Source organism: Mumia sp. ZJ430, from assembly GCF_011751845.1.
GTDB lineage: Bacteria > Actinomycetota > Actinomycetes > Propionibacteriales > Nocardioidaceae > Mumia.
The window spans coordinates 988,324-1,008,304 of sequence record NZ_JAAHFK010000001.1 but is presented as its reverse complement, the minus strand read 5'-3'; the positions used below and the strand labels follow the sequence as shown (position 1 = coordinate 1,008,304).

22 protein-coding genes and 1 tRNA gene are annotated in these 19,981 nt (G+C 70.7%); 9 read left to right on the top strand and 14 right to left on the bottom strand.

What is annotated here, in order from left to right:
- Positions 1–39: 39 nt before the first annotated feature.
- Together HCT63_RS04880 and HCT63_RS04875 are read right to left on the bottom strand one after the other, a co-directional pair.
- On the bottom strand, positions 40–1,086 hold the full coding sequence (locus tag HCT63_RS04880; protein ID WP_167001631.1) for a hemolysin family protein: 1,047 nt from the start codon (positions 1,084–1,086) through the stop codon (positions 40–42).
- Positions 1,083–2,432 (bottom strand): hemolysin family protein, encoded by a 1,350-nt coding sequence (locus HCT63_RS04875; protein WP_167001629.1) that lies wholly within the window; start codon positions 2,430–2,432, stop codon positions 1,083–1,085. The genes HCT63_RS04880 and HCT63_RS04875 overlap by 4 nt, the downstream gene beginning before the upstream one ends.
- 146 nt (positions 2,433–2,578) lie before the next feature.
- Between HCT63_RS04875 and HCT63_RS04870 the strand changes: the two genes are divergently transcribed.
- The 3 genes from HCT63_RS04870 to mscL all read left to right on the top strand — a co-directional run bounded on the left by HCT63_RS04870 (position 2,579) and on the right by mscL (position 4,158).
- Complete coding sequence (locus tag HCT63_RS04870; RefSeq protein WP_167001627.1) at positions 2,579–2,884, top strand: FmdB family zinc ribbon protein; 306 nt, start codon at positions 2,579–2,581, stop codon at positions 2,882–2,884.
- Positions 2,885–3,024: 140 nt separating this feature from the next.
- Positions 3,025–3,648, top strand: a complete 624-nt coding sequence (locus tag HCT63_RS04865; RefSeq protein WP_167001625.1) for an SAF domain-containing protein — start codon at positions 3,025–3,027, stop codon at positions 3,646–3,648.
- Positions 3,649–3,738: 90 nt separating this feature from the next.
- Positions 3,739–4,158, top strand: coding sequence for a large conductance mechanosensitive channel protein MscL (gene mscL / locus HCT63_RS04860; protein ID WP_243842884.1), 420 nt, complete (start codon positions 3,739–3,741; stop codon positions 4,156–4,158).
- A gap of 9 nt (positions 4,159–4,167) precedes the next feature.
- On the opposite strand, the gene HCT63_RS04855 is transcribed toward mscL, so the two are convergent.
- The 5 genes from HCT63_RS04855 to HCT63_RS04835 all read right to left on the bottom strand — a co-directional run bounded on the left by HCT63_RS04855 (position 4,168) and on the right by HCT63_RS04835 (position 7,815).
- The gene (locus HCT63_RS04855) at positions 4,168–4,368 is read right to left on the bottom strand and encodes a hypothetical protein (RefSeq protein WP_167001623.1); all 201 of its coding nucleotides are present in this window, start codon (positions 4,366–4,368) and stop codon (positions 4,168–4,170) included.
- Entirely contained in the window at positions 4,361–5,275 is a 915-nt protein-coding gene (locus HCT63_RS04850) for an NAD(P)-dependent oxidoreductase (RefSeq protein WP_167001621.1), read from the bottom strand. Before HCT63_RS04850 ends, HCT63_RS04855 begins: the two co-directional genes overlap by 8 nt.
- A gap of 105 nt (positions 5,276–5,380) precedes the next feature.
- A complete protein-coding gene (gene mgrA / locus HCT63_RS04845) occupies positions 5,381–6,454 on the bottom strand; it encodes an L-glyceraldehyde 3-phosphate reductase (protein WP_167001619.1) in 1,074 nt (357 codons plus the stop codon).
- Positions 6,455–6,468: 14 nt separating this feature from the next.
- Positions 6,469–7,272 carry an HAD-IIA family hydrolase gene (locus HCT63_RS04840; RefSeq protein ID WP_167001617.1) on the bottom strand — a complete coding sequence of 268 codons (804 nt, stop codon included), beginning with the start codon at positions 7,270–7,272 and terminating at the stop codon, positions 6,469–6,471.
- Between the two features lie 84 nt (positions 7,273–7,356).
- Entirely contained in the window at positions 7,357–7,815 is a 459-nt protein-coding gene (locus HCT63_RS04835; RefSeq protein WP_167001615.1) for a DinB family protein, read from the bottom strand.
- 441 nt (positions 7,816–8,256) lie between these two features.
- On the opposite strand from HCT63_RS04835, the gene HCT63_RS04830 reads away from it, so the two are divergent.
- Positions 8,257–9,291, top strand: coding sequence for an LLM class flavin-dependent oxidoreductase (locus tag HCT63_RS04830; RefSeq protein ID WP_167001614.1), 1,035 nt, complete (start codon positions 8,257–8,259; stop codon positions 9,289–9,291).
- Positions 9,291–9,782 (top strand): GNAT family N-acetyltransferase, encoded by a 492-nt coding sequence (locus HCT63_RS04825; RefSeq protein WP_167001613.1) that lies wholly within the window; start codon positions 9,291–9,293, stop codon positions 9,780–9,782. Before HCT63_RS04830 ends, HCT63_RS04825 begins: the two co-directional genes overlap by 1 nt.
- Positions 9,783–9,787: 5 nt before the next feature.
- Here the strand turns inward: HCT63_RS04825 and HCT63_RS04820 are convergent, their stop codons facing one another.
- Positions 9,788–10,375 (bottom strand): TetR/AcrR family transcriptional regulator, encoded by a 588-nt coding sequence (locus tag HCT63_RS04820; protein ID WP_167001612.1) that lies wholly within the window; start codon positions 10,373–10,375, stop codon positions 9,788–9,790.
- A gap of 97 nt (positions 10,376–10,472) precedes the next feature.
- Here HCT63_RS04820 and HCT63_RS04815 point away from each other — a divergent pair, with 97 nt between their 5' ends.
- Complete coding sequence (locus tag HCT63_RS04815; protein ID WP_167001611.1) at positions 10,473–11,489, top strand: hypothetical protein; 1,017 nt, start codon at positions 10,473–10,475, stop codon at positions 11,487–11,489.
- 2 nt (positions 11,490–11,491) lie between these two features.
- On the opposite strand, the gene HCT63_RS04810 is transcribed toward HCT63_RS04815, so the two are convergent.
- A tRNA-Arg gene (locus HCT63_RS04810) sits at positions 11,492–11,564 on the bottom strand.
- A 27-nt stretch (positions 11,565–11,591) separates the two neighbouring features.
- The gene (locus HCT63_RS04805; RefSeq protein ID WP_167001610.1) at positions 11,592–12,158 is read right to left on the bottom strand and encodes a protein-L-isoaspartate O-methyltransferase; all 567 of its coding nucleotides are present in this window, start codon (positions 12,156–12,158) and stop codon (positions 11,592–11,594) included.
- Between the two features lie 21 nt (positions 12,159–12,179).
- On the opposite strand from HCT63_RS04805, the gene HCT63_RS04800 reads away from it, so the two are divergent.
- The gene (locus HCT63_RS04800) at positions 12,180–12,524 is read left to right on the top strand and encodes a hypothetical protein (protein ID WP_167001609.1); all 345 of its coding nucleotides are present in this window, start codon (positions 12,180–12,182) and stop codon (positions 12,522–12,524) included.
- A gap of 11 nt (positions 12,525–12,535) precedes the next feature.
- On the opposite strand, the gene HCT63_RS04795 is transcribed toward HCT63_RS04800, so the two are convergent.
- The 3 genes from HCT63_RS04795 to HCT63_RS04785 form a co-directional block, all read right to left on the bottom strand.
- Complete coding sequence (locus tag HCT63_RS04795; RefSeq protein WP_167001608.1) at positions 12,536–13,072, bottom strand: PGPGW domain-containing protein; 537 nt, start codon at positions 13,070–13,072, stop codon at positions 12,536–12,538.
- Positions 13,073–13,122: 50 nt separating this feature from the next.
- A complete protein-coding gene (locus tag HCT63_RS04790; RefSeq protein ID WP_167001607.1) occupies positions 13,123–15,486 on the bottom strand; it encodes a bifunctional diguanylate cyclase/phosphodiesterase in 2,364 nt (787 codons plus the stop codon).
- Between the two features lie 115 nt (positions 15,487–15,601).
- Complete coding sequence (locus HCT63_RS04785; protein WP_167001606.1) at positions 15,602–16,303, bottom strand: metal-dependent transcriptional regulator; 702 nt, start codon at positions 16,301–16,303, stop codon at positions 15,602–15,604.
- Positions 16,304–16,696: 393 nt separating this feature from the next.
- On the opposite strand from HCT63_RS04785, the gene HCT63_RS04775 reads away from it, so the two are divergent.
- Together HCT63_RS04775 and HCT63_RS04770 are read left to right on the top strand one after the other, a co-directional pair.
- A complete protein-coding gene (locus tag HCT63_RS04775) occupies positions 16,697–17,422 on the top strand; it encodes a hypothetical protein (RefSeq protein WP_167001605.1) in 726 nt (241 codons plus the stop codon).
- A 76-nt stretch (positions 17,423–17,498) separates the two neighbouring features.
- Positions 17,499–19,139 (top strand): glycoside hydrolase family 13 protein, encoded by a 1,641-nt coding sequence (locus tag HCT63_RS04770; protein ID WP_208322267.1) that lies wholly within the window; start codon positions 17,499–17,501, stop codon positions 19,137–19,139.
- On the opposite strand, the gene HCT63_RS04765 is transcribed toward HCT63_RS04770, so the two are convergent.
- The gene (locus HCT63_RS04765) at positions 19,100–19,930 is read right to left on the bottom strand and encodes a hypothetical protein (RefSeq protein WP_167001604.1); all 831 of its coding nucleotides are present in this window, start codon (positions 19,928–19,930) and stop codon (positions 19,100–19,102) included. The two genes, HCT63_RS04770 and HCT63_RS04765, sit on opposite strands and share 40 nt — an antisense overlap.
- Positions 19,931–19,981 lie beyond the last annotated feature (51 nt).

Genomic DNA, 19,981 nt, shown 5'->3' with positions numbered 1-19,981 from the left:
AGTCGTAGGGCCAGGTCTCGCACTCGTGCATTGTGCCGCTCACCCGCCGTCGGTGGCACGGCGGGCAGGGTCGCGGACCTCGCCGACGAGCTCCTCCAGGACGTCCTCCAGCATCACGACGCCCAGCGCTTCACCGTCGTCACCGACGACGCGGGCCATGTGCGCACCGCGCTGCTGCATGTGCCGGAGCGCGTCGTACAGGCGTGTGCTGCGGCGTACGGAGCCGAGCGGCCGGATCCACTTCGCGGGGATCGGTCGGATCTCCTCGGACACCTCAAGCGCGTCCTTGATGTGCAGGTAGCCGACCAGCGCGTCGTGCGAGTCGGTCACCGGGAACCGCGAGAAGCCGGTACGGGCGCAGGCGGCCTCGACGTCGGCTCGCGTCGCCCCGACCGGGATCGTGTCGAGCGACGCACGGGGCAGGAGCACCCGCTCGACCGTGCCGGCCTCGAACCCGAGCGCCCCTGACACGAGCTCGTACTCCTCGGAGTCGAGCAGGCCCTCGCGGTGCGACTCGTCGAGGAGCCCCGCGACCTCGTCCGAGGTGAAGGTGGCCCCCACCTCGTCCTTGGGCTCGAGCCGCATCAGCCGGATCGCGCCGTTGGCGATCGCGTTGAGCGCGACCACGAACGGCTTGAGCAGCATGATGACGCCGAGCATGAACGGGCCGAGCCACAGCACGGCGCGGTCCGGCCCGGCGAGGGCGATGTTCTTGGGGACCATCTCGCCCAGCACGACGTGCAGGTAGGTGACGATGCCCATCGCGATCACGAACGAGATCGGGTGCACGAACGAGTGCGGGACGCCGAGCGCGTCGAAGACCGGCTCGAACAGGTGCGCGATCGCGGGCTCGCCCACAGCACCGAGGCCGAGCGAGCACAACGTGATGCCGAGCTGCGCGGCGGCCATCGCCAGGCTGACGCGCTCCATCGCGCGGATCGCGAGCCGGGCCGGACGCGACCCGGACTGCGCCTTCGGCTCGAGCTGCGTGCGTCGAGCGGAGATCAGGGCGAACTCCGCCGCGACGAACAGCGCGTTGAGGGCGAGGAGGACGACGACAAGACCGATCGCGAGCGCGGGGTTCATCGGCCCTCCTCCTCGTCCAGGTGGACATCGAGGATGACGCGGTCGATACGGCGGCCGTCCAGGCGGTCGACCCGCAGGCTGACGCCGATCGTCGCGACCTGATCGCCGGCGACGACGGGCACGACGAGGGCGACCTCGTCGCCGACCTCGGCCAGGCGTCCCAGGTGCTGGGTGAGGAGCCCGGCGACGGTCTCGTAGTCGTCGCCTTCGGGCAGCGGGACGCCGGTCTGGCTGCGGACCTCGTCGGGTCGCAGCATCCCCGAGAGCACCCATGTGCCGTCCGGCCGCGACCGCAGCTGCGCCGAGGACCGGTCGTGCTCGTCGGCGATGTCGCCCACGATCTCCTCGACGAGGTCCTCCAGGGTGACGACGCCGTCGGTGCCGCCGTACTCGTCGAGCACGACCGCCATCTGGAGCCGCTGCTCACGCAAGAGGACCAGCAGGGGGTCGAGCTCGATGGAGTCCGGGACGGTGAGGGCCGGCACGGCGAGCTCAGAGACCCGGACGGTCCGGCGCCGGTCGGGCGCGAGGGCGACGGCGTCCTTGACGTGGACGACGCCCACGAGGTCGTCGAGGTCGTTGCCGATCACGGGGAACCGCGAGTGGCCAGTCGCCCGGACGGCGTCGACGAGGTCCTGCGCGGTGTCGCGCCGGTCGAGGAAGTGGACGCGGACCCGCGGCGTACGGACGTCGGCGGCGGTCCGGTTGCCGAACGCGATCGAGCGCGCGACGAGGTCCGCGGTAGGGCGGCCCAGCGCTCCCTCGTCGGCCGAGCGCTGCACGAGCGAGCTCAGCTCGTACGGGGAGCGCGCCGAGCGCAGCTCCTCCTGCGGCTCGATGCCGAGGGTGCGCAGGAGCGCGTTGGCCGAGCCGTTGAGGCCTCTGATCGGCCACGCCATCGCCGTCGTGAAGCCGCGCTGGAGTCCCTGGACGGCACGCGCGGTGGCCATCGGGACCGAGAGCGCGATGTTCTTAGGGATCAGCTCGCCGACGAGCATCGTCACGAAGGTGCTCAGCAGCAGGGCGACCACGTACGACGTCGCCGACAGCGAGGCGCCGCTGACACCGAGGGACGAGAGGGGGTCGCGCAGCAGCTGGCCGATCGCGGGCTCGGCGAGGAAGCCGATCGCGAGGTTCGTGATGGTGATGCCCAGCTGGGCGCTGCTGAGCTGCGTCGACAGCGTGCGCAGGCCCTTGAGGAGCCCGGCCGCCTGGCGGTCGCCGCCCTGCACGGCGCGCTCGACGGACGGCCGGTCGACGGTGACGAAGGCGAACTCGGCGGCCACGAAGACACCGCAGGCGAGCATGAGGAGGAAGGAGGTGAGGAGCAGTAACCACTCGGTCATCAGGAGGTGATCGTACCGGGCGCTCGGGGAATCTCCCGCGCCCCGACTTGGTTGTGAGGAGTGGCGCCACGCACAATGGGCGCTGGAGATCGGTGCGGCCGCTGCGACGGGCGGCCGTTTCGTGCGAGTGCTGAGAAGGAACGACCGTGCCCACTTACCAGTACCAGTGCAACGACTGCGGCCAGCCGCTCGAGGTGCAGCAGAGCTTCAGCGACGACGCCCTGACGGTGTGCCCGTCCTGCGACGGACGCCTGCGCAAGGTGTTCAACGCGGTCGGCGTCGTGTTCAAGGGGAGCGGGTTCTACCGCAACGACAGCCGCTCGGGCTCGTCGTCAAGCACCAGCGCCAGCTCGCCGTCCACGTCGTCGTCGACGTCCGAGTCGAGCAGCACCAAGAGCTCCGACAGCAGCTCGACGTCGTCCACGACCACGGCGACGACGTCGTCCAGCTGACCCCTCCGCTGGTTCGAGGAGGGCGAAGAATGAGCCCGAATCGAGACCCCGGCCCCGCCTCCCCCTGTGGATGCGGGGCTGGCGCCTTTCCTGCTGTGGACGACGCGGCGCGGCACCCGCACCACCGTCCACAGTGAGTCATGGCCGATCTCCGAGCACCCGCCGCGCTCGCCTCCGTCCGCCGCCGGGTCCGGACCCACCGCCGTCCGCTCGCTGCCGCGTGCGCCGCGGCATCCGTCCTCGTCGCGATCCAGGCGGCTCGCCCCGACCCCGGCCCGACCACTCCCGTCCTGGTGGCTACCACCGCCGTCACGTCCGGCTCTCTCGTCCAGCCCGGTGACGTCGAGGTGGTCGCGATGCCGGCCGATCTCGTCCCGGAGGGCGCTCTGCGGTCCCACGACGAGATGCACGGCCGCGTGGTCGCCGCCCCGGTCCCCCGTGGCGGCGTGCTCACCGACCTCTCGCTCGTCGGGCCCGGGCTGCTCGAGGGCTACCGTCGCGGCACCGCGCTCGTGAGCGTCCGAGTGGCCGATGCGGCGACCGTCGACCCCGTACGGGTCGGCGACGCCGTCGACGTCGTCGGCACCGACCCTCGCGGCACGGCTGCACCGCGGTTGCTGGCGCGACGCGCTCGGGTTGCGGCGCTCCCCGGCGACGACGGGGACGACCGCGCCGTCCTCGTCCTCGCCGTCGACGCCGAGATCGCGCGGACGCTCTCGGGCGCGGCCGTGGCCTGGCATCTCGCCGTGACCGTCGTGCTGTGAGTCCGGTCGCCTGTGGTCGGAGGTCGCAGATCTCGGCGCTCTGTGGTGGGGTGGGTGGGTCCACCACCCTCCTCACGAACGGACACAGGCATGGCTGGGATGGTCGCAGGATTCAAAGAGTTCGTCATGCGCGGCAACGTCATCGACCTTGCGGTCGCGGTCGTCATGGGCACCGCGGTCACCGGGCTGGTCACGTCGTTCACCGAGGCGGTCATCGAGCCGTTGCTCGCTGCGATCGGCGGCGACGACACCCTCGGCTTCGGCTTCACGATCGTGAGCGGCAACCCCGCCACGTTCGTCAACATCGGCGCCGTCATCACCGCGCTGATCAACTTCCTCATCATCGCGGCGGTGCTCTACTTCCTGCTCGTCCTGCCCATGAACAAGTTCCGCGAGCGCTACCAGAAGCCGACCGACGACGCACCGCCGCCGGAGGACATCGCGCTGCTGCGCGAGATCCGCGACGAGCTGCGCGCCAGCCGCGGTGGCGGCACCACGCCAGAGAGCTGACCGCGCCCGTCAGCCGCCGTGGTGCGGGGGCACGTCCCGACGCAGCTCGTCGTCGCGGCTGCGGCTGCTGTCGCGCTCACCCCAGCCCTCGGCGGTCTCGTCGCGCGTGGTCTCGGGCACGACGTCGCCGAGCAGGCGCGCAGCGCGGAGCCGCCGACGCCGCTCCTCGGCGGCCGTACGCTCGCCCGGCGGGCGCTGCTCGTCAGGCACTGGCGGCCTCGACGACCATCGGGAGCAACCATCCTGCGTCGAACTGCGTATGCGACGCCGTCCAGCCGGTCGCCCGCGCGAACCGGTCGGAACTGACCCGCTGCGACCGGGTGAGCCACTCCAGACGGTCACCCCCGAGACGCAGCACCAGCCGCCGGTAGAAGCTGGCCTCGTCCTGACCGACGGCTTCCGCGAACGCGGCGACGAGCTCGCCGCGGCGTACAGGATCGGCCCCGACGTTGTAAGTGCCCGGAGGCGCGGTCAACGCGGCGAGGACCGCTCCGCCGATGTCGTCGGCGTGCACGACGTGCGTCCACGACTGCGGCTTGCCGAGCCCGACGGCCTGACCCGCGCGTGCCCGTGCGAGGCGCCACCGCGTGACGGCGTCGTCGCCGACGATCGTGCCGAAGCGCAGCACGACGGCCTCGCGCGTCGCGGAGGCATAGTGCTGGGCGTGGGTCTCCGCGAGCACGACCGGCTCGGCCGCGCACGAGACGGCGATCGGGCTGTCCTCGTCGATCCACCCCTCGCCGTGGTCGGCGTACAGGAAGGAGACGCTCTCCTGGACGAGCCGCCCGATACCGGCCTCGGCCGCCGCGTGCGACACGGTGCGGGAGCCCTCGACGTGGATGCGGTCGTTGGACTTCCACGCGCCAGGGCGCATCCCGCTGGTGCCGACGGGCATGTGGGTGGCGAGGTTGGCGACCGCGTCGCACCCCTCCATCGCCTGGACGAGGCTGGCACGGTCGAAGAGGCTCGCGCGTACGGACGCAACTCCGCGGTCGGCGAGGGTCGTTGCGCTCTCGTCGCTGCGGGCGAGGGCGCGGACCTCGTGCCCCGCGCCTTGCAACGCGTGGATCACGGACCGTCCCATGACGCCGGTGGCACCTGTCACGAAGACCTTCACCGTGATGCCGCTCCAGAGGTTTGTCGACGCAGGGCGCGCCAGGATCGGGGGGATTCCATCACAAAAGGATAACGGATAGGTCGCAGAACGGACCAGGGTGCTTGCTCAGGCCTCGCTGGACCCCGCCCAGATGTTGAGATGCCCGTCGACCGCGTGGGAGTCGATCCGCTCCAGCTCATCGGCACTGAAGGACAGGTTCTGCAACGCCCCGAGGCTGTCCTCGAGCTGCGCGACGCTCGAAGCACCGACGAGCGCCGAGGTCACCCGAGGGTCGCGCAGGACCCATGCGACGGCCATCTGGGCGAGGGTCTGCCCACGCTCTTGCGCGAGGTCGTTCAGCGCCCGCACGTGCGCGAGGTTGTCCTCGATCATCTGCGGGTCCAACGACTTGTCGGCCGCGGCGCGAGAACCTTCAGGGACGCCGTTGAGGTAGCGGCCCGTCAGCACGCCCTGGGCGAGCGGCGAGAACGCGATGCACCCTGCGCCCACGTCCTCCAGCACGTCCAGGAGCCCGTCCTCGACCCACCGGTTGAGCATCGAGTACGACGGCTGGTGCAGCAGCAACGGCGTGCCGAGGTCGGCGAGGATCGCCGCCGCCTCGCGGGTGCGCTCGGGACCGTACGAGCTGATCCCCGCGTAGCGCGCCTTTCCGGACCGTACGGCCGCGTCGAGCGCGCCCATCGTCTCCTCCAGCGGCGTGTGCGGGTCGAAGCGGTGGCTGTAGAAGATGTCGACGTAGTCCAGCCCCATCCGCTGGAGCGAGTCATCGAGGCTGCTCAGCAGATACTTGCGCGAGCCGAGGAACCCGTACGGGCCAGGCCACATGTCCCAGCCGGCCTTGGTCGAGATGACGAGCTCGTTGCGGTACGGGGCGAAGTCCTCGGCGAGGATGCGGCCGACGTTCTTCTCCGCCGCGCCGTACGGAGGCCCGTAGTTGTTGGCGAGGTCGAAGTGCGTGACCCCGAGGTCGAACGCGCGGCGGAGGATCGCCCGCTGCGTGGCCAGCGGGGTGTCGTCGCCGAAGTTGTGCCACAGCCCCAGCGAGATCGCGGGCAGCTGGAGTCCGGAGCGCCCGCACCGACGGAACAGCGCGGGCCCGCCGTCCGCGACGCTGTCATAGCGGTCGTCGGCCGCTCGGTAGAGGTCGTGGGGATCGAGGATCGTCCGAGGCACACTCATGTCGCCAGTATCGGTCACTCCGCGTCGACCGGCGGCGCGACGACGTCGTCGACGAGGTCCGCGATCGAGTCGACGATGCGGGTGGGGCGGTACGGGAACCGCTCGACGTGCTCGCGGCGCGTCGAGCCGGTGAGGACCAGGATGGTCCGCAGGCCGGCCTCCATCCCCGAGACGATGTCGGTGTCCATCCGGTCGCCGATCATCACCGTGGTCTCGGAGTGCGCGTCGATGCGGTTGAGCGCGTTGCGCATCATGAGCGGGTTGGGCTTGCCGACGAAGTACGGCTCGACGCCGGTCGCGCGGGTGATCAGCGCCGCGACCGACCCCGTGGCCGGCAGCGGCCCCGCCGGCGACGGGCCGGTCGGGTCGGGGTTGGTGGCGATGAAGCGCGCGCCGTTGACGATGAGCTGGATCGCGGTCGTGATCGCCTCGAAGGAGTACGTGCGGGTCTCTCCGAGCACGACGTAGTCCGGACGCGAGCGCGTCAGCACGTACCCGACCGCGTGCAGCGCCGTGGTCATCCCCGCCTCGCCGACCACGTACGCGCTGCCGTTCGGCCGCTGGTCGGACAGGAACTGCGCGGTCGCGAGCGCCGAGGTCCAGATCCGGTCCTCGGGGACGTCGAGCCCCGACTCGGCGAGCCGGGCCCGCAGGTCGCGCGGCGTGTAGATCGAGTTGTTGGTGAGGACGAGGAACTTGCACCCGGACTCGGTGAGGCGCTGGAGGAACTCGGCCGCCCCCGGGATGGCGTCCTCCTCGTGCACAAGGACGCCATCCATGTCGGTGAGCCAGGTCGCGACGGGCAGCTTCTCGGTCATGCCGGAAGTATCCCGTGCCGCCGGAGGGCGGGCCATCGCGCCCGCAGGTCGCGCGCGATCCGCGCGCGTGGTTCCCACGTGACATCACATTCGGCGCGGTACGGCTCCGTCCTGCCAGCGGTAGAGGTCGCGCAGCAGGGAGATCTCGGCGCCGTGATGGATCAGCTCTCTGTTGACGTGCAGGACGATGCTCTCCATGGGAAACCGCTCGGGACCCACGTAAGCGAATGTCTGAGAGTCGACGTCCTGGCCGCCGAAGTGCCATGCGACCCGATAGCCCAGGCAGGAGACGATGATGTGCGCCAGCCGCCAGGCAATCGTGGTCACCGGCGCCGGTACCGGGGCAGGGGAGGCGGAGTCCATCATCCACTCCCCCGAACCTTCCGACATCGGTGCGACCGACGTGCCACGTGGGCGGATGCTCCAGCAGTCGCGCACCGGCTCCCAGAAGTACTCCTCGTCGGTAAGACCCTCCAGCCGTGGCCGCAAGTTCTTGCGCCAGTACCAGTCCAACTGCTCCGCGAGCCGTTCGCCCCGTGCCATTTCCGCACACTACATACACGATGTCCCCCTGTGCCGACAGCTCGTCGAACCCGCCGAGGGGATCTGCACGGCAGATGGGCACTGGAGGACGGGATCGGCGCGCGATCAAGCACGAGGCTGCCTGCTGGGCGACGCGCCGGTCGCCGGCGTCAGCGACCGGTGTTCGCGCTGGCCGCGACGACACCGCTGTCGGAAGCGCTGGGGGCGCGCGTGCACGACGGAGTGCAGGCCGCTGCTGTCTCCGACCAGGATCCGCAGGTGACCCGAGCGCCGGCTGGCGGCCTGCACCTCGGCGACCGTCCCACCCCTCACCTCCCCCCGAAGCGCTTGCCGGAGGGAGGTTGGTACTGCCTGGGATCATGACTCTCATTCGGGTCGGGGGACGGCTCGAACGAGAGGAACGCCCGTCGCGCCATTCGTTCCCCACGCTACGGTCGTACGGTGAGTGAACCGCTCGAGCTCGGTCTCGACACCTTCGGCGACATCACCTCCGACGCCGACGGCGCCCTGGTCCCGGCGCCGGAGGTCCTGCGGCAGGTGGTCGAGCAGGCCGTCCTCGCCGACGAGGTCGGCCTGGCCTTCATCGGCCTCGGCGAGCACCACCGCGCCGACTTCTCGATTACGTCTCCCGACGTCGTGCTCGCCGCGATCGCCGGCCGTACGGAGCGGATCCGCCTGGGCTCCGCAGTCACCGTGCTCAGCTCCGACGACCCGATCCGGGTCTACGAGCGCTTCGCGACGCTCGACGCCCTGTCGCACGGACGCGCCGAGGTGATCTTGGGGCGCGGGTCCTTTACGGAGTCGTTCGGGCTGTTCGGCTTCGACCTCGGCGACTACGAGGTGCTGTTCAACGAGAAGCTCGACCTCTTCGCGGCGCTCCTGGACGAGCAGCCGGTGACCTGGTCCGGCACGACGCGACCGCCGCTGAAGGACCAACGGGTCTACCCGCCCACCGAGTCGGGCCGGCTGACGACGTGGATCGGCGTCGGCGGCACCCCTCAGTCGGTGGTCAGGGCGGTGCACTACCGGCTCCCGATGATGCTCGCGATCATCGGCGGACCACCGCTGCAGTTCGTCCCGTACGCCGACTTCTACCGCGAGACGCTGGAGAAGGACGGTGCCGAGGTGCTGCCGGTCGGGATGCACTCCCCCGGCTACATCGCCGAGACCGACGAGCAGGCACGCGAGGAGCTGTACGACCACTGGATCGCCCAGCGCAACCAGATCGGCAGCGAGCGCGGTTGGCCGCCCGCGACGCGCAACGAGTTCGCGCAGGCAGCCGGGCCGGACGGCGCCCTCTACGTCGGCTCGCCGGAGACCGTGGCCCGCAAGATCGCCCGCAACGCCGCAGCGCTCGGCGTGAGCCGCTTCGACATGAAGTACGCCAACGGGGCGATGCGCCACGAGCAGCTGCTGCGGTGCATCGAGCTGTACGGGGTGCAGGTCGCCCCGCTGGTGCACGACATGATGGCCTGATGCAGATCAGGGATGCCACGCGTTCCGACTGGGAGCGGATCTGGCCTTTCTTCGACACCATCGTCAAGGCCGGCGACTCGTACGCCTACCCGGCCGATCTCGACTCCGACTCTGCGCGCGGACTGTGGATGGAGGCGCCGCCGGGCCGTACGACCGTCGCGGTCGACGACGACGGCACCGTGCTCGGCTCGGCGAAGATGGGCCCGAACCGCCCGGGCCGTGGCGCGCACGTCGCGACGGCGAGCTTCATGGTCGACCCGACGGGGCGGCGCAGCGGTGTCGGCCGCACGCTGGGCGAGGACATGATCGCCTGGGCACGGGATCAGGGGTTCCACGGCATCCAGTTCAACGCGGTGGTCGAGGTCAACACCCCCGCCGTGCGGCTGTGGCGCAGCCTCGGCTTCGAGGTCATCGGCACGGTGCCGGACGCGTACGACCATGCGACGCTCGGTCTGGTCGGGCTGCACGTGATGTACAAGCCGCTGGGCTGAAGCCCTCAGGGCAGGACGCGCGTCACTGCGTCGAAGTATGCGGCCCGGTCGAAGTCGCGCACGGTCGCCGCATGGACGAGATAGCCCTGGCACACCGCGACGTACACCGGATACTCCGCCTGGGCGCGCGTCTGCGCCTCGCTCGTGGCCATGCCGCCGGCGACGTACCAGGCCTCGAGGTAGTCGCGGAACAGGCGCCCGATCTCGCCGACGGCGCCCTGCACCGTCTCCTCGAGCGCGGGATCGAGCTGCGCGTTCGCCCAGACCTGGACGATCAGGCCGGGCCTGACCACAGCCTCGGTGACGCCCTGGAGAAACTCCACCACCAGCTCGCTCGGGCGCAGTGTCGCCTTGCCCTCGCGCGCCCGCTCGAGCTCGGTGAACCGTCCGACGACGACGCTGCGCATCGCCTCACGGACCAGCTCGCTCTTGTTCGTGTAGTAGCCGTAGATGGCGCCGGCAGAGAGCCCGGACTCGCGGATGATGTCGGCCATCGACGTCGCGGCGTACCCCTTCTCCCCAAAGCAGCGCAGCGCCGCGCGGGCGATCTCCTCGCGTCGGGCGCGCTTGTGCTCCTCGGAGACCTTCGGCATGCCGCCACCGTAAAGCGAACGAACGTTCTTGACAAAGGTGGGCCGTCGTTCGACTCTTAAAGAACGATCATTCGTTTTTCTTCCTACGGAGGGACCCATGTCCACCGAGACCACCGCACCCCAGAGCTGGGGCCGCGTCCTCGGCGCCGCCACCCTTGCGGCGCTCGTCGTCACCCTCGTGGTGGCCGCCTTCACCTGGCCGGCCGCGACCACGACGCCGCAGAACCTCCCCGTCGCTATCACCGGCCCCGCTCCCGCGATCCAGACCGTCGAGCAGCAGCTCGAGACCTCTGCTCCGGGGCGCTTCGACCTCGTCGAGGTCGCCGACCGCGACGCCGCCGTAGCGGCGGTCGAACAGCGCGAGGTCTATGGCGGGCTCGTGCTTGGCGAGGAGCCCGAGGTGCTGACCGCCTCGGCGGCCGGTGGCGCCTCGCACCAGGCCATGACCCGGCTGGCCGACGAGCTCGGCCAGGTGTCGGCCGACATGCCGGTGACGATCAGCGACGTCGTCGGACTCGACGCCGACGACGCGCAAGGGGTCGGCATCACCGCCGCCGCCTTCCCCCTGGTCCTCGGCGGGATGATCGGCGGCATCGTCGTCGCACTCCTCGTCGGAGGCCGCAGCCGGCGCCTGGTCGCCGTCGGGGTGTACGCGGTCGTCGCCGCGACCCTGACGACGACGGTGCTGCACGGATGGTTCGGCATCCTCCCCGGTGACCCGCTCGCCCTGACCGCAGGGATCGGACTCTCCCTGCTGGCGACGAGTGCCCTGATTGCCGGTCTCGCGAGCGTCCTGGGCCCGCCCGGGATCGGCGTCGGCGCGGCGATCACGCTGCTCATCGGCAACCCGATCTCCGCGGCCAGCCAGCCGACAGAGTTCCTGCCGTGGATCTGGGGTGACCTCGGCCAGCTCTTCGTCCCCGGCGCCGCCGTCACGCTCGTCCGGAGCCTCGCGTACTTCCCCGACGCGGATCTCACCCAGTCGCTGATCGTGCTCGGCGCATGGACCCTGGTCGGGCTCGCACTGATCGTGGTGGGCCGGCGCGGTGACCGGCCGGTCAGCGCGGGTGCGACGTCCGGGACCGAGCCGGCGCGGGAACTCGCGGACGCCTGACGTGCCCCCGGCTGGATTCGAACCAGCGACACCCGCTTTAGGAGAGCGGTGCTCTATCCCCTGAGCTACGGGGGCGACACGGCCCAAGACTAGCGGGCACGCTCACCAGCCGATCAACGGCACGAAGCGGTACGCGCCGTGCTCGCTCACGTGCGCACCGCCGCCGTCCGCGAGCACCACGCGCGTCATCCGTCCGCGGACGGGGACGACCATCACGCCGCCGGGAGCGAGCTGGTCGACGAGCGGCGTCGGGAGCGATCGCGCCTGCGCAGACACGAGCACGCGGTCGTACGGAGCCGCCTCGGGCCACCCGAGCACCTCGATCGCGAGCTCGATCCGCACCCACGTCAGGCCGAGCCTCGAGAGCACCCCACCCGCACGCTCGCGCAGCTCGGGGACCACCTCGACACCGACCACCTCGCCACCGCCTCCGACGAGGTGCGCGAGCAGTGCCGTCGTCCACCCCGAGCCCGCCCCGACGTCGAGCACGCGCATGCCGGGCTCGACGTCGAGGAGGCGCAGCATCGCTGCGACCGTACGGGGCTGGGAGTTGGTCTGACCCCAACCGATCGGCACCGGTCCGTCAAGGTCGGCCATCGCCTTCTGATCGTCGGGAAGGAAATCCTCGCGCCGCACCTGCGCCATCACCTCGGTGACCTTGTCACCCATACCCACCAGTATCGTCGAGCCATGGAAACGCTGCGTCTGATCCTGCTGGTGCTCCACATGCTCTGCTGGGCATTCGTGATCGGCGCATGGGCGTCGCGCCTGCGGACCCCGGTCCCGATCGCGAAGGGCGTCGCGCACGCGGCCGCGGGCGCGCTCGTCACCGGCCTGCTCCTGGTCGGTCTCCGCGAGATGGACGACCTCCCCGTCGACAACGCCAAGATCGGCGTCAAGCTCGTCATCGCCCTGGCCGTGACCGTGCTCGCCTTCGTCGCCGACCGCAAGAGCGACCGTACGCCGGTGTGGATGGCTCACGCCGTCGGCGGACTCGCCGTCGTCAACGTGTTCATCGCCGTCCTCTGGCGCTGACCCGCGGACGGTCAGACGCGGTCGGTGGTGTCGGACTCCGGCTCGCCGTCCGCCTCTGAGAGCGCCTCGACCAGCTCGTCCTCGTCGAGGATCTCGAACGACTCGTCGTCATCGCCGTAGCGGAACCGCTTCATGCTGTAGACCACGAGCCCGAGCGCGATCAGCGACGAGAGCATCATGCTGAGCCCGGTCGCCCAGCCGTTGAAGGGCAACTCGTCACCGAACGGACCGATCTCGGGCACCGTCGGTCCGATCCACCAGATGACACCGACCCCCATCACGCAGAGTGCGCCGAGCACACTGAGCGCGATGCGCGGCCACGTCGCCACCCCGTAGCGCGCGGCGTCGAACGCCTTCGCCTTGATCGGCTCGACGCGACGCCTCGCCCACTCATAGCGGTTGGAAAGGATCGCCAGCCCCGCGACCATCATGAGGAGTCCGGGTCCGGGCAGCACGAGAGCGGCGATGCCTGCGATCACAAGAAGCCAGCCGGCCAGCTCGAGGCCGGTCAGGCGAAGCCAAGACGCAAACCCGCGAATCGCACTCATCAACCCTGACCATCCCATTCCCCCAGCATGCCAAACCCCCCGAAATCATTTCAGCGACGACGTAGCGACGCCGTCCGCGAGCGTTGAGCTTCCCATCGTACGAGGGTCGCGGGGCTCATCGGCCCGCCGAAGTAGTAGCCCTGGAACGCCAGCTCACCACCGTCGCCCGGGGCAATCGCACGGATGGCCTCGACCTGGGACTGGCGCTCGATTCCCTCGATGACCGTCCGCAGATTGAGCGCTGCCGCCATCTCCAGCATCGAGGCGAGCACCGCGGCGCTCTGCGGGTCGGTGTCGATCTCCTGGGAGAAGAAGCGGTCGAGCTTGAGGAGCTGCACCGGCAGTCGCCGGAGGCGCTCGAGCGAGGAGAACCCGACTCCGAAGTCGTCGACTGCGAAGGTGACACCGCGCTCGAGCAACCGCTCCATCACGCCCGAGGCGATGAGCTCCTCGCTGATCCAGCCGGTCTCGGTGATCTCCAGGGTGAGCCGGTGGGGCGCCAGCGCCTCGACGGCGCGCTCGACGGACGCGACGAACTCCGCAGACCCGAGCTGCGGCGCGGAGAGGTTCACGGCGATCGCGGTCTCGGGCGCCAGAGCGTGGTCGAGCTGCTGGCGGTCGTCGCACACCTGCTCCAGGACGAGGGCCCCGATCGACTCGATCAGATTGGCATCCTCGGCCAGCGGGATGAACTCCGCAGGCGAGATGACCTCCCCGTCCTCGGTCCACCGCGCGAGCGCCTCGATCGCGAGCAGGTGCTGGTCGACGGCAGAGACGATCGGCTGGTAGACGACCCGCAGTCGGCGCTCGTCGATCGCGCGACGGAGCCTGTCCACCAGCTCGAGGGAGCGCACCCGCTCGACGCCCATCGCCGCACTGTAGACGACAACCCTGTCCCGTCCGGCTCGCTTTGCCGCGTACATCGCGATGTCGGCGTTGCGCAGCAGGTCGGCGGCCGTGTCGACCGTCGGGTGCCCGGCCACCGCGGCCGCCGTCGCGACCCCGATGCTGACCGTGATGTCGATCGAACGGGCGTCGACGCGAAGCGGCCGCGAGACGACCTCGCGGACGGTCTCGGCGACATCGCGCGCGCTGGCCTCGAGCATCTGCTCCCCGCCCTCGCTGGACACGAGGATCGCGAACTCGTCGCCCCCGAGCCGCGCCAGGTGGACATCGGCCGGCAGCTCCGCCGACAGCCGCCGCGCCACCTCGATCAACGCACCGTCGCCGCTGGCGTGGCCGAACTGGTCGTTGACCTTCTTGAAGCCGTCGAGGTCGCAGAACAGGATCGCGCACGTCCGCGAGCCGGTGTCCACCGCGCGACCTCCCGCCATCTCCGCGGCGACGGTCTCGAGGAAGACCGAGCGGTTGCGCAGCTTCGTCAACGGGTCACGCTGCGCATTGGCCACAAGGTCCCTGTTCATCCGCATCCGCGACAATGCCTCCTCTGCCTGCTGGGCGATCGACTCGAGCGCCTCCGCCCACCTTAATGTGCTCGCTGGCGGTCCATCCTTGGTCTGGATCACCAACCAGAAGACCTCGTCACCCGAGATGAACAGGCGCCGAAGGTCCGGCGAGTCGGGGAGCTCCGTCCGCAGGCCCGACCCGGGTGTCTTGCCGAGCTGCCGGACGCCGAGGTCGAGCGCGGCGAGCACCTGTGCCTCGTTCGATGCCGAGTGCAGCGCGCTCGCCGTCTCGAACAGCACGTTGAGACGGCGCGCCGTCTCCCGCTCGCGCGTGAGCCCCTTGACGGCGATGAGCACGATGCCGAGCGCCGGCACGACGGCGAGCAACGCCCACGGCGACTCGGTGCGATACAGGAGCACGCACACATAGCCCATCGCGTTCACACCGACGTACACCCCGTACAGCGTGAGGACTTCGTACGCCCGCGCCGCGAGCGCACCGCCGGCAGGCATGGCGACGTCGTGGACCCAGACCACCGACGCCCCGATGTCGACGACGAACGCCAGCGTGAACGCGAGCAGGACGGTGAGGACCTCGGCGTAGCCGAACGTCCCGACATCCAGCGCCGCGACGACGGCGACCGCGAGTCCGCCGCACACGATCGACAGCGCCGGGTCGAACACCCGGCGGCTGCGGGGCAGACCGAGCACCTGCGCAAGGACGACACCGGCGATCCACAGCACGAGCGCCTGCGGCCAGGCGACGGTCAGCGACAGGAAGACGAGCACGCACAACTCGGTGCCGACGACAAGCCAGTCGTCGTACCGGTCGAGGTAGAGCGGCGCTGCACTCGCCAGCACGATCGCCGGGAGGCTGAGGAGCCACCACGGTCCGATGTCCCACCCGCGCTGGACGACCGCGACCACGGCGACGACGGCGATCGCACCCGCCGCCAGCACGACGACGAGGGTGAGGAGCGTGCGCGCGAGACGCGGCGCTCCAGTCATCGACGTTCCCCCCGTAGTCCGACGGCCGGCGTTTCACCGCCGGGGCATCATCACCATCCAATCAGCCGGCGCACGTCGCGACCGAGAGTTGTCGCGTTCGGCGCGCCGACGGCGGTCACGGCCTCTCGACGAAGATGTGGGACGCGGCTTCGGGGTCGATCTCCGCTGTCTCCCCACCGCGCGCGACGACGACCCCGCCGTCGGGTGCGGGCGACACGAGAACGTCGTTGCCAGGCAGGACGCCGACACGACGGAGCACCGACATCGCGGTGGTGTCCTTCTGGAGCTCCTCGCCGATGCGGCGCACGACCAGGCGCGACGCGTCGCCGTTGCCGGACAGCGCCGCCGTCAGGTGCATCACGCCGTCGCCCAGGAACGCCTCAGCGACCTCGTCGGTCTCACCGAGCTCACCGAGACCCGGGATCGGCGTGCCGTACGGGGACTCGGTCGGGTGCTCCAGAAGGGCGACGAGCTTGCGCTCGACCTGCTCGGAGATGACGTGCTCCCACCGACACGCCTCCTCGTGGACGTACTCGATCTCGAGCCCGATGACGTCGGTGAGGAGCCGCTCGGCCAGCCGGTGCTTGCGCATGACGCGGGTGGCGAGGGCGCGCCCCTGCTCGGAGAGCTCGAGGTGACGGTCGCCCTCGACGGTGAGCAGGCCGTCGCGCTCCATCCGGGCGACCGTCTGGCTCACCGTGGGTCCGCTCTGGTGAAGGCGCTCGGCGATCCGGGCGCGGAGGGGCACGATCCCCTCTTCTTCGAGCTCGTAGATGGTCCGGAGGTACATCTCGGTGGTGTCGATCAGGTCGCTCACGGCGTCTATTGTTCCAGATCAGACAGACTCGCCGCGCACCCACGAAGATGGGCGGATGCCACAGGGCCGTACGGGCTTCCCGTTCGTCGACGCGGGGATGCGTCAGCTGCTCGCGCAGGGCTGGATGCACAACCGCGTCCGGATGGTCGTCGCGAGTTTCCTCGTCAAGGACCTCCACCTGGAGTGGCAGCACGGCGCGCGGCACTCCCGGTCACGCAGGGCAAGATGTTCGACCCTGACGGCACCTACGTCCGGCGCTGGGTCCCCGAGCTCGCCGACGTCCCGCCCCGCTGGTCGACCACGCCGAGGAGCGGCGCGAGGCACTGCGCCGGTACGAGGAGCTGCGTTGAAGGCCCACGACGCCCGGGCCCGCGGACGTGAGAGCGTGGGTTGATGACGAGCACGACGATCGACCCCCGTTACAACGGCCCCGACCGCTCCGGCAACGGCGGCTACGTGGCAGGCCTCGTCGCACGGCCGATCGCGTCCCCGGGCGCGGTCGTGACATCGACGCTGCGGGTGCCGCCGCCGCTCGGCGTCCCGCTCGCGCTCACGGTCGACGACGGCCGTGCGGTGCTGTCCGACGGTGCCACCGTCGTCGGAGAGGCGAAGGCGGGAGCCTTCGACGTCGACCCGGCACCTTTCGTCGGAGCGACCCTCGCCCGCAAGGGGTACGAGGCGTACGAAGGACGCGTGGAGCACCCCTTCCCGCACTGCTTCACCTGTGGCACGGCACGAGCGCCGGGCGACGGTCTGCTCGTCTTCCCCGGACCGGTCGACGACGCCGCGTACCCCGACACCGTGGCCGCGACGTGGACGCCTCATCCGGCGTTCGGCAACACCGACGGGCACCTGCAGCCCGAGGTGACCTGGGCCGCGATCGACTGCCCCGGCGGCTGGTCCGCGCACATCGACGCGACACCGATGGTGCTCGGGCGGATGACCGGACAGGTGGTCAGCACCCCCGCCGCCGACCGCGAGTACGTGGTCGTCGGCGCGTTCCGCGGCGCGGACGGACGCAAGCACCGTACGGGCACTGCCCTATACGAGGCGGACGGCACGCTGGTCGCGCGTGCCGAGCAGACGTGGATCGCGATCGACATCGGCACCTTTCGCTGAGGCGTCCCTAGACTGACAGGGCTCGCAGCGCGGCGGGCCAGACGACCGAACCCTGCGCACCTCTGGAGGACTTCTCGTGGCCTCAGCCCCGTCCCGTTCGACCCCGTGGTGGCGTGACGCGGTCTGCTACCAGATCTACGTCCGCTCGTTCGCCGACGCGGACGGAGACGGCGTGGGCGACCTGCGCGGCATCACTGCTCACCTCGACTACCTCGAGCGCCTCAACGTCGACGCCCTGTGGCTGACCCCGTTCTACACGTCGCCGCAGGCCGACCACGGTTACGACGTAGCCGACTACCGCGACGTCGACCCGCTGTTCGGGACGCTGGCGGACTTCGACGAGATGCTCGCCGGCGCGCACGCGCGTGACCTGCGGGTGATCGTGGACCTCGTCCCCAACCACACGTCGTCGGCGCACCCGTGGTTCGTCGCGGCGCTCGCCGACGGGCCCGACAGCGCGGCGCGCAAGCGCTACCTCTTCCGCGACGGGCGCGGGCCCGACGGTGCCGAGCCGCCGAACAACTGGCAGTCGGTGTTCGGCGGCCCCGCGTGGACGCGCGTGCCCGACCCTTCGACGGGCTCAGGACATCGCGGCCAGTGGTATCTCCACCTCTTCGACCCCGAGCAGCCCGACCTCAACTGGGACGACCCCGACGTCGGAGACGAGTTCGAGTCGGTGCTCCGCTTCTGGCTCGACCGGGGCGTCGACGGCTTCCGCGTGGACGTGGCTCACGGGCTGTTCAAGGAGACCGGGATGCCCGACGTCCGCGGCGGCGCGGGGACGGGGCCGACCCTCGACGACACGATGTCGCAGTGGGACCGCCCGTACTGGGACCAGCCGGGGGTCCACGACGTCTACCGGCGCTGGCGCCAGGTGCTCGACTCGTACCCGGGCGACCGCATGATGATCGGCGAGGCCTGGGTCGGCTCGCCCGAGTCGATGGCGCAGTACGTCCGAGCGGACGAGATGAATCAGGTCTTCAACTTCCACTGGCTCTCGACGCCGTTCTCGGCCCCGGCTCTGCGTGACGTGATCGCGGAGACGTACGCGGCCGTCGGGCCCGTGGGCGCGACCCCGACGTGGGTGCTCTCGAACCACGACGTCGTCCGTACCGTGACCCACTACGGCGGTGGCGACCTCGGACTGGCGCGTGCCAAGGCGTCGATGCTCGCGATGCTCGCCCTGCCCGGGTCTGCGTACGTCTACCAGGGCGAAGAGCTCGGACTCCCGCAGGTCGACGTGGCCCCGGCGGACCGCCAGGACCCGACGTGGCTGCGCGGTGGCGGGGTCGGGCGCGACGGGTGCCGCGTACCGCTTCCATGGTCCGGGCAGGCGCCCCCATTCGGGTTCTCCCCGGACTCTCCACAGCCCGTACGGACGTGGCTGCCCCAGCCCGGGTGGTTCCGCGACTACACAGTCGAGCGCGAGAGCCACGACCCGTTCTCGACGCTGTCGTTCATGCGGTACGCGATCGCTCGGCGGCGCGGGCTCGTGGACCGGCTGTCGCACGAGCTGGAGATGCTCGATCGCGGCGACGACGTCGTGGCGTTCCGCCGCGCGGGCGTCGACGGTGCCCCCGGGCTCGTCTGCGTCGTCAACTGCGGGACGGTCGACGTGCCTGTGGACGACCTCGGCACGGCGGTCGTGCTGTCGTCGGCGCTCGCCGAGGGGACGGGTCAGCTGCTCCCGGACTCCGCCGCCTGGTTCTTGTCCTGACGCTCGACCTCGATCATCTCCTCGAGCCGTGCGAGATCGCCGACGAAGTGCTCCGCAAGGCCTTGCGGCACCCCGCCCTCACGAGCCGTGCGTCGCCGTAGGCGTGCGGCGTCGATGACCATCACAGCGTCGGCGGGGGTGGAGCGCAGGACGGTGTGCTCGATGCGCAGCGGCCCGGCGAGGAGCCGGCGACGTCCGCTGCGGGTGAGGTCGCGGTGGGTCAGCCCGGGCGGCATCCCGCCCATCCCGGTGACGACCAGGTCGGCATCGGGGCCCCGTACGCCGGGCCGCACCCGCTCCTCGCCCTCCCCTCCGACGACCAGGTTGGTGAGGCTCGCCCCGTTGATGAGGGCGGCCAGCGTCTCCATGAGCAGCATCGCGCCGGAGGACTGGCCGTGGCTGGCGACGGCGAGCACGCGTCGGACGGTCCGGGGTGGCTTGCTGCGCAGGACCTGGACCGCCACGGCGGGCCACTCCGGGGTCGCGAGCCGCGCGATCGCGTCGATGGCCGACAGCAGCACCCCGTCGGCCGAGAACAACGACGACGGGATCGTCACGTACGCCGCGCGGTTGTCACGGGCGATACGCAGGATGCGGTCCACCGTGAGTGTCGGCACGGCGGTCTCGAACATCGTCTCGCGGGCGTCCTCCGGCGGCGACGCGACTCGGAAGACGAGGACGGTCACCTCGGTCAGGGCGCTCACCCGTTCGAACGCCTGCTGGGCGGGCGCCGACCCGTCGTGCGCGACGACGTGGACGACGGGAAGTCGCGACCCTAGCTCCACCATCACGCCCCCACCTGTGCGCCGCTTCCATCGTAGGCAGAGCGAGACGATCCGACT

Bases quoted from the DNA above. Each gene is read 5' to 3' on its own strand.
- mscL (WP_243842884.1), top strand. From the start codon at position 3,739: ATGGCTGGGATGGTCGCAGGATTCAAAGAGTTCGTCATGCGCGGCAAC.
- HCT63_RS04820 (WP_167001612.1), bottom strand. From the start codon at position 10,375: ATGCCGAAGGTCTCCGAGGAGCACAAGCGCGCCCGACGCGAGGAGATC.
- HCT63_RS04790 (WP_167001607.1), bottom strand. From the start codon at position 15,486: ATGACTGGAGCGCCGCGTCTCGCGCGCACGCTCCTCACCCTCGTCGTC.
- HCT63_RS04775 (WP_167001605.1), top strand. From the start codon at position 16,697: ATGACGAGCACGACGATCGACCCCCGTTACAACGGCCCCGACCGCTCC.
- HCT63_RS04795 (WP_167001608.1), bottom strand. From the start codon at position 13,072: ATGAGTGCGATTCGCGGGTTTGCGTCTTGGCTTCGCCTGACCGGCCTC.
- HCT63_RS04825 (WP_167001613.1), top strand. From the start codon at position 9,291: ATGCAGATCAGGGATGCCACGCGTTCCGACTGGGAGCGGATCTGGCCT.
- HCT63_RS04865 (WP_167001625.1), top strand. From the start codon at position 3,025: ATGGCCGATCTCCGAGCACCCGCCGCGCTCGCCTCCGTCCGCCGCCGG.
- HCT63_RS04840 (WP_167001617.1), bottom strand. From the start codon at position 7,272: ATGACCGAGAAGCTGCCCGTCGCGACCTGGCTCACCGACATGGATGGC.
- HCT63_RS04805 (WP_167001610.1), bottom strand. From the start codon at position 12,158: ATGGGTGACAAGGTCACCGAGGTGATGGCGCAGGTGCGGCGCGAGGAT.
- HCT63_RS04800 (WP_167001609.1), top strand. From the start codon at position 12,180: ATGGAAACGCTGCGTCTGATCCTGCTGGTGCTCCACATGCTCTGCTGG.
- HCT63_RS04875 (WP_167001629.1), bottom strand. From the start codon at position 2,432: ATGACCGAGTGGTTACTGCTCCTCACCTCCTTCCTCCTCATGCTCGCC.
- HCT63_RS04835 (WP_167001615.1), bottom strand. From the start codon at position 7,815: ATGGCACGGGGCGAACGGCTCGCGGAGCAGTTGGACTGGTACTGGCGC.
- HCT63_RS04880 (WP_167001631.1), bottom strand. From the start codon at position 1,086: ATGAACCCCGCGCTCGCGATCGGTCTTGTCGTCGTCCTCCTCGCCCTC.
- mgrA (WP_167001619.1), bottom strand. From the start codon at position 6,454: ATGAGTGTGCCTCGGACGATCCTCGATCCCCACGACCTCTACCGAGCG.
- HCT63_RS04815 (WP_167001611.1), top strand. From the start codon at position 10,473: ATGTCCACCGAGACCACCGCACCCCAGAGCTGGGGCCGCGTCCTCGGC.